The 7,296-nt window shown below is 62.2% G+C and carries 5 protein-coding genes; all 5 read right to left on the reverse strand.

All coding sequences use genetic code 11. The features are described from left to right. Positions 1–641 (reverse strand): carbon-nitrogen hydrolase family protein (locus HX846_RS22360; RefSeq protein WP_178966108.1); only part of this gene is annotated, 641 nt, incomplete at its 3' end. A 48-nt stretch (positions 642–689) separates the two neighbouring features. Then, the gene (locus HX846_RS22365; protein WP_177122448.1) at positions 690–4,505 is read right to left on the reverse strand and encodes a YhdP family protein; all 3,816 of its coding nucleotides are present in this window, start codon (positions 4,503–4,505) and stop codon (positions 690–692) included. Positions 4,506–4,581: 76 nt separating this feature from the next. Next, positions 4,582–6,039, reverse strand: a complete 1,458-nt coding sequence (gene rng / locus HX846_RS22370; RefSeq protein WP_003216085.1) for a ribonuclease G — start codon at positions 6,037–6,039, stop codon at positions 4,582–4,584. A 70-nt stretch (positions 6,040–6,109) separates the two neighbouring features. Further along, positions 6,110–6,706, reverse strand: a complete 597-nt coding sequence (locus HX846_RS22375) for a nucleoside triphosphate pyrophosphatase (RefSeq protein WP_003216083.1) — start codon at positions 6,704–6,706, stop codon at positions 6,110–6,112. Positions 6,707–6,756: 50 nt separating this feature from the next. Continuing rightward, complete coding sequence (gene mreD / locus HX846_RS22380; protein ID WP_003216081.1) at positions 6,757–7,245, reverse strand: rod shape-determining protein MreD; 489 nt, start codon at positions 7,243–7,245, stop codon at positions 6,757–6,759. Positions 7,246–7,296 lie beyond the last annotated feature (51 nt).

The following is a 7,296-nucleotide window of genomic DNA, read 5'->3' on the forward strand; positions in this document are numbered from 1 at the left end:
CCACCCTGGGCGGCCGCCAGCAGGTAGCACTGGGTCTCGATGGCACGCGCACGGATCAGCACATCCCAGTGCGCGGCGCCGGTTACCGCTGTAAAGGCCGAGGGCGCGGTGATCAACTCGGCACCCGCAGCGCGCAATTCGCTGTATAGCTCCGGGAAGCGCAAGTCGTAACACACCGTCAGCCCCAGGCGGCCGACCGGCGTATCCGCCACGACCACCTGGCTACCATGAGCATAGTCATCGGATTCACGATAACGACCCCGGGCATCGGCCACATCGACATCGAACAGGTGCAGCTTGTCGTAGCGGGCAACGATTTCGCCCTGATCATCGATCAGCAGCGAGCAGGCATTGGACTTGGCGTTCGGCTGATCCTTTGGGGGCAGCGGCAAAGTGCCGGCCACTATCCATAAGGTGAGGTCGCGGGCGGTCTGTTTCAACCATGGCAGGATCGGACCTTCGCCCAAGGCCTCGGCGCGACCGATATCGGCCACATCGCGACGGCCCATGGCGGCGAAGTTTTCCGGGAGTACCGCAAGCCTTGCACCGCCCGCCGCCGCTTGCTCAAGCAGGCGCCGAGCCTGAGCCAGGTTGGCCAGCACATCGCTTTGGCTGACCATTTGAATTACCGCAAAGGACATGGGCCCACACTCCAGAAAAGGCATGCGGCCATGCTACTCCACAGGTACTCAGTTTGGCTTTTCAAATGGCTTGTCGAAGGTGATTTTCGGGTCCTTCCACGGGCCTTCTACCTTGTACTGCACGCTGGCGAAACGCGAAACACGGTCGCCAATCAGCTTGTCGATCAGGAACAGCGCCCCGCCAATGGCCGGCGCGCCGACGATCAATGCAGCAATCGGCAGGTTGTTGGTGACCGGCAGCGTCACCAGCAACTTGGCATCGACGCGGTCTGCCACCAGGTCCAGGGTGCCGTTGATCTCCAGGTTACTCGACGGGCCCGTCATGGTGATCGGCTCACGGGTTACAAACACGCCGTTACTGGCGGCCAGCAAGCCCTTGACCCGGTCATAACTCAAGCCCTTGCCAAGCAAGTCCGAGAAGTCCAGGCGCAGCCGGCGACCGATGGAGTTGAAGTTCAGCAAGCCAAACACCCGCAGGGCCTGCGCACCGCCGTCCACTTCAACAAACTGGCCTTTGCGGAAACTGGCGTCCAGGCTGCCGGAGAAACGCTTGGGACCTACCCAGGCCGGCGAACCCGGCCAGCGGCCGTCCACGTCCACGTGAAAATCTTCGCTGGTCACGCTCGGCGCAAATCCCCAGCCCTTGAGCACGTCGCCAATGTTCTTGCCATCGAGGCGGCCCTTGTACCAACTGCTGCTGGCACCGGGTGCACCTTCCCAACCGCCGGCGCCCTGGAGCACCATGCCCTTGAGCCCCAGGTTCAGGCTGTTGAACGCCATGCCCCTGGTGGTCGGACGAACTTTCAGAGACCAGGCACCTACCAGGTCCGGGCCCTGGAACAACTGGGCAATCGAGATATCCAGCGCGGGAATATCCTTGGGATCAACATCAGCCAATGGGTCCGGCGCATTTTCATCCGCCTGCACGGTCGGATCCACCGCAGGCAGCTTCACGTACTGCAGGTTGACTGCAATCGGCGCGCCCTTGGCGTCCGGCAACCCCACGGTACCCTTGGCCTGCTGGCTGTCGAACTGCAAGCCCCAGGCAGCGGGTTTGCGGTCCAGCTGCAAGCTGACCTGGTCGAACTGGGTGCCGAAACCGGTCAGCTTGCCGACCTTGAAATCGGCCCCGCTCAACAACTGCTTGGCACTGCCACCCGGGTCGTTGCCGGCGTAGCGGTCCACGAGCTTTTTCCAGGGGTCGATATCCAGCTCCGACAACACGCCGCGGATTCGCAAGCCCTTGCCGGCCGGCAACACCGCATCGCCATCTCCCAGGAACAGCTCGCCACGACCGTCGGCGAAATTGTCCGCCGGGGCGGCGAAGGTGAAGCTGCCCAACTCGCCATAATCGAACCAGTAACGGCGCTCCTTACCCTGCAAGGTCATGCGGAACACACTGTCGCGGCCCTGGCTCGCCGGCATGCCGAACGGCGCCGGCAGGTCCACGGCCACGCCCTTGAGGTTGGAGCTGACCATCAACTGGCTGTCGGCGCCATCGAGGTTGAGCTGCAATTGGTAGGGGATATCGCCGGACACCGGCAACGGCTGGCTGACCTTCAGCCAGTCAGTCAGCCGCTTGACGGTCACCTGCCCTTTCGCGGTGACGCGGGTGTTGAGGTCGCCTGGCTTGCCATCGGCGAAAATCTGCGCGGTGATCGGTCGGTCGAAGGCCTGGGCGCTGATGTTCTGGCCACTCAGGCCCTTGGCGCTGTCGAAGCGGAAATCACCCTTGAGCTGGCTCAGGTCCAGCGTAGGCTCGGCCAGTTGCAGGCGGGACTTGTCGGTCTTGAAATCCACCACGATCTTGGGATCGGCGCCCTTGGCCAGGGGAATATCCAGGTCCAGCTTGCCTTGCAGGTCGCCCTCGCCTTTCCAGCCGGCGAAGGTCGAGGCGGTGCCGATCGGCGCTTCCTGAAGGATTTTCAGGCCATCGCCCAGGCCACCGGCAAAGTTGCCGGTGAGCAGCAGGTGGCTGTCCTTGCCTTCGGGGGCGTGGGGAATGTTGACGTAGATATCATTGACCTTGGTGTCGAGCAACTGGCCCTTGCTGGCCAGGATGCGCACGCCGCTTTCCTCGACAAACACTTCACCCTTGACCTTGCTCACGTGCGGCCAGCCCGGCTGGAATGCCAGCTCGGCATCATGCACCTTGAAGAACAGGCTGATATTGCGCGAGGCAGGCAGTGCGTCGTGGTTCAGCGAGCCTTGGTACTGGAAGAAGCCCTCGTCCACTGCCCCCTTGAGAATCGCAGTGCGCAGCCACTCATCGAGCGCCGGGCTCAACACCGCCGGCAGGTATTTGGGGGTGAAGCGGCCATCGCCGTCGACCATACCGACCCGCAGGTCCATGTAGTCTTCCTGGCTATGGTCGAAATGCAGGCGAATCAGGAAGTCGGCGGCGACCTTGCCCTCCTCGCCCAGCACCTTGATATACGGCGCGATCAGGGTGAAGCCTTCCTTGTCGAGCTTCCACGTCAGGCGGGCGTTGGCCTGGATGTACTGCCAGGGCTTGGCGAAGATCGGAAACAGGTGCAAGGAGAAATCCTTGCTGTCCATGCGCAGCTCACCCTTGCCCAGGTCACCGCTGATGCTGCCGCTGACATTGCGGGCTGCAGGTGCGCCGAAGTAAGCGTCGAAACCAATACGGTCGAGGTTGGCCGCGAAGCTCACGCGCTGGTCGGTGGTGTCTTGAGGCCGATAATCCAGCAACACGTTCCGCAGCGTGCCGGTGGCCTTCAGATGATCCAGGGTGGTGGCCACGGCTTCCGGCAAGGGTGCCAAGGCGTGCAGCAATGGCGTGATCGGCGTCAGGTCGAGGCGATCGGCCTGCAGGTTCCAGACTTCCTGGGCCTTGTCGGTGGCCAGGGTTTGCTGCAGTTGCAGGCGCGATTCCCAGCGGGTGTCGCCGAGGTTCATTGCGAGCGAGTCAAACAGCACCTTGAGGCCGCTGTCACTGCGTTGCAGGTACGCAGTGAGGGCCAGGTTCTCAATATGAGTCGGCTTGCGATCGGCATAGCTGCCCTTGAGCTGCGGGGCGTTGAGGCGCACGGCGGCGCTTTGCACGGTGCCCTTGGCCCAGGTCAGCCAGAATTCGCCGCCGGCCTTGAGTTCGGTAAGTTTCCATTGCTGGGTCAGTTTTGCCGGGATCCATTTTGCCCAGTCACTCTGGGGCAAGCTCAGGTAAGCCTCGGCTTCGCCGTCTTTCCACTGGCTGGCGCGGATTCGGGTGCGCAGGTTCAACGCCAGGGGCTGGCCGTCGGGCAGGGTCAGGCGCGCGTCCAGGCGCTGGCGGTTGGCGCCGGTCTGCAGGCTCACACCGACGTAGGTCAAGGTCAGCGGAGCCTGGTCGAACGGCTGCAGCGTCACCTGGCTGTCGAGCAATGAAACCTGCCCGACCATTTGCAGGCGCGTCAGCAGTTGTTCGGGATCCAGCGGCTGGTCATCCTGCACCGGCAGGCCTTGCAGCGCCCAGTGGCCGTCCTGGTCTTCCTTCACGCTGACTTGCAGGCCGCTGACTTCCAGGTGGGCAATGCGCACTTCACGCGCCAGCAGGCTGGCCCAGATATCCGGCACCACTTGCACCTGGTCCAGGCGCAGGGCGCTGCTGCCCTCGCCGACCATCACGTCGTGAGCCAACAATACCGGCGCGAAGCCACTCCAGCGCCCTTCCAGGCTGCCGATGTTCACGGGCATATCCAGCGCAATACGCGCCTTGGCCTCGATTTCGCCACGGTATTCCGCCACCAACGGCGTCAATTCACGGCCCAGGCTCACGTACACCGCCGCCAATACCAGCAGCAAGGCGCACAGGCCGAGGCCCCAGCGGGTCAATGCGGCAAAAAAGCGTATCAGACGCTCCATGTCAGGCGACCCTCAAAGGCAATAGTCGGACGGCAGATCAAGGCCTGCCCGTCTCGTTGATAAGAACTAACGCGAATCAGAGCAGCACCACGTCATATTGTTCCTGGGAATACATGGTTTCGACCTGGAAGCGAATGGTGCGCCCGATAAAACCCTCCAGCTCGGCTACGTTGCCGGATTCTTCATCCAGCAAACGGTCGACCACCTTCTGGTTAGCCAGGACTCTATAGCCCTCGGCCTGGTAGGCGCGTGCCTCCCGTAAGATTTCCCGGAAAATCTCGTAGCAAACCGTTTCCGGGGTCTTCAACTTACCGCGCCCCTGGCAACTGCTGCACGGCTCGCACAGCACTTGCTCGAGGCTTTCGCGGGTGCGCTTGCGGGTCATCTGCACCAGGCCCAGCTCGGTGATGCCGATGATGTTGGTCTTGGCGTGATCGCGCTCCAGTTGCTTCTCCAGGGTACGCAGCACCTGGCGCTGGTGCTCTTCGTCTTCCATGTCGATGAAGTCGATGATGATGATCCCGCCCAGGTTGCGCAGGCGCAGCTGGCGGGCGATCGCGGTGGCCGCTTCGAGGTTGGTCTTGAAGATGGTTTCTTCGAGGTTGCGATGGCCCACAAAGGCACCGGTATTCACGTCGATAGTGCTCATGGCCTCCGCCGGGTCCACCACCAGGTAACCGCCGGACTTGAGCGGCACTTTGCGCTCAAGGGCTTTCTGGATTTCGTCTTCGACGCCATACAGGTCGAAAATCGGCCGCTCGCCCGGGTAATGCTCCAGACGATCGGCGATTTCCGGCATCAGCTCGGCAACAAATTGCGTAGTGCGCTGGAAGGTTTCCCGCGAGTCGATGCGAATTTTCTCGATCTTCGGGCTGACCAGGTCGCGCAAGGTGCGCAGGGCCAGGCCGAGGTCTTCGTAGATCACGCTGGGGGCGCCAATGGTCTTGATCTGCGCGCCGATCTGGTCCCAGAGGCGGCGCAGGTAGCGGATGTCCATGAGGATTTCATCGGCACCGGCACCTTCTGCGGCAGTACGCAGGATAAAGCCGCCGGCCTCCTTGATACCTTCCAGCGCCACGCAGTCACTGACCACCTTTTTCAGGCGCTCGCGCTCGGCTTCATCTTCGATTTTCAGGGAAATACCGACGTGGGCCGTGCGCGGCATGTACACCAGGTAGCGCGAAGGAATCGACAGTTGCGTGGTCAGGCGTGCGCCCTTTGAGCCAATCGGATCCTTGGTGACTTGCACCACCAGGCTCTGCCCTTCGTGCACCAGGGCGCTGATGCTTTCGACCGCCGGGCCTTCGCGCAGGGAGATTTCCGAAGCATGGATAAACGCAGCGCGGTCCAGGCCGATGTCGACGAACGCCGCTTGCATCCCCGGTAACACACGCACGACCTTGCCTTTATAAATATTGCCGACGATCCCGCGCTTTTGGGTGCGCTCGACGTGCACTTCTTGCAGAACACCGTTCTCTACCACCGCCACGCGCGATTCCATCGGCGTGATATTGATCAGAATCTCTTCACTCATGGCTGGGTCTCGTTCAGGCGTTTTCACAATAGTGACCGATCGCTTAAGGCTTGGCGCTGGAATAAGGCGTTTAGCGCACGGTAAGGTTTTGCCAACAGGGTATGCCGAATTGGCCCAGCAGTTCTGCGGTTTCGCAGACCGGCAGGCCAACGACGGCAGAGTAGCTGCCATTGAGTCCGGCGACGAACACCGCCGCCAAGCCTTGGATAGCATAGCCGCCCGCTTTGTCCTGGGGCTCGCCGCTGTGCCAATAAGTGGTGGCTTCGTCCGCTGAAATCCTGCGAAAGCGCACACGACTGCTGACCAGCTGCGTTTCGCAACGCTGGCCGTCAATCAGGGCAATGGCCGTCAAGACTTCGTGTTCACGCTCGGAAAGGGCCAGCAACATGGCCAGGGCGTCGGCTTGATCCACGGGTTTACCGAGGATCCGGCCGTCGAGGATCACGGCTGTGTCCGCGCCCAGCACACAGGCGCCGGTGGCATCGGCCAAGGTCGCTCGACCGGCCGCAGCCTTGCCGCGCGCCAGGCGTTCTACGTAGGACGCGGGCGATTCATTTGTAAGGGGAGTTTCATCAATGGCGGCGCTGACGACGGTGAACGGCACGCCGATCTGTGTCAGCAGCTCACGCCGCCTCGGGGAGCCCGAGGCCAGATAAAGCGAATTCATGCAGACTCTCCCTGTAGGGTTCGATAACCAGGCAGAGCCTCGCGATCCATTCAATTGATTTTATAGCGACGACGCAATCCACGCAGGCCAAAACTGACCCAGGGCCACAACAGCGCGCTGACCAGCGCGGGCAACACCAGCGCCAGGGTCGGTTGGCGGTTGCCGGTCAAGGCGCTAAGCCACAGCTGTACCAACTGCGCCAGGCCGAAGATCACCAGGATCACCAGGCACTGTTGCCACATCGGGAACATCCGCAGGCGCTGCTGCAATGACAGCACCAGGAAGGTAATCAGGGTCAGGATCAACGCGTTCTGCCCGAGCAGGGTGCCGTAGAGCACATCCTCCATCAGCCCCAGGCACATGGCCGTGACCATCCCGACCTTGTGCGGCAGCGCCAGGGCCCAGAACGCCAGCAGCAAGGCGAGCCACAGCGGGCGCAGGATCTCCATGAATTGCGGCAGCGGCGAAACGCTGAGCAGCAAGCCGATGGCAAAGGTCAGCCAGACGATCCAGCCGTTACGCGAATGAGTACCGGCCATTATTCTTCCCTCTGCCGAGTGGTTGCCGGGGCCGCGGCCGGTGGTTTGGCG

The organism is Pseudomonas sp. K5002 (assembly GCF_013386655.1).
Lineage (GTDB): Bacteria > Pseudomonadota > Gammaproteobacteria > Pseudomonadales > Pseudomonadaceae > Aquipseudomonas.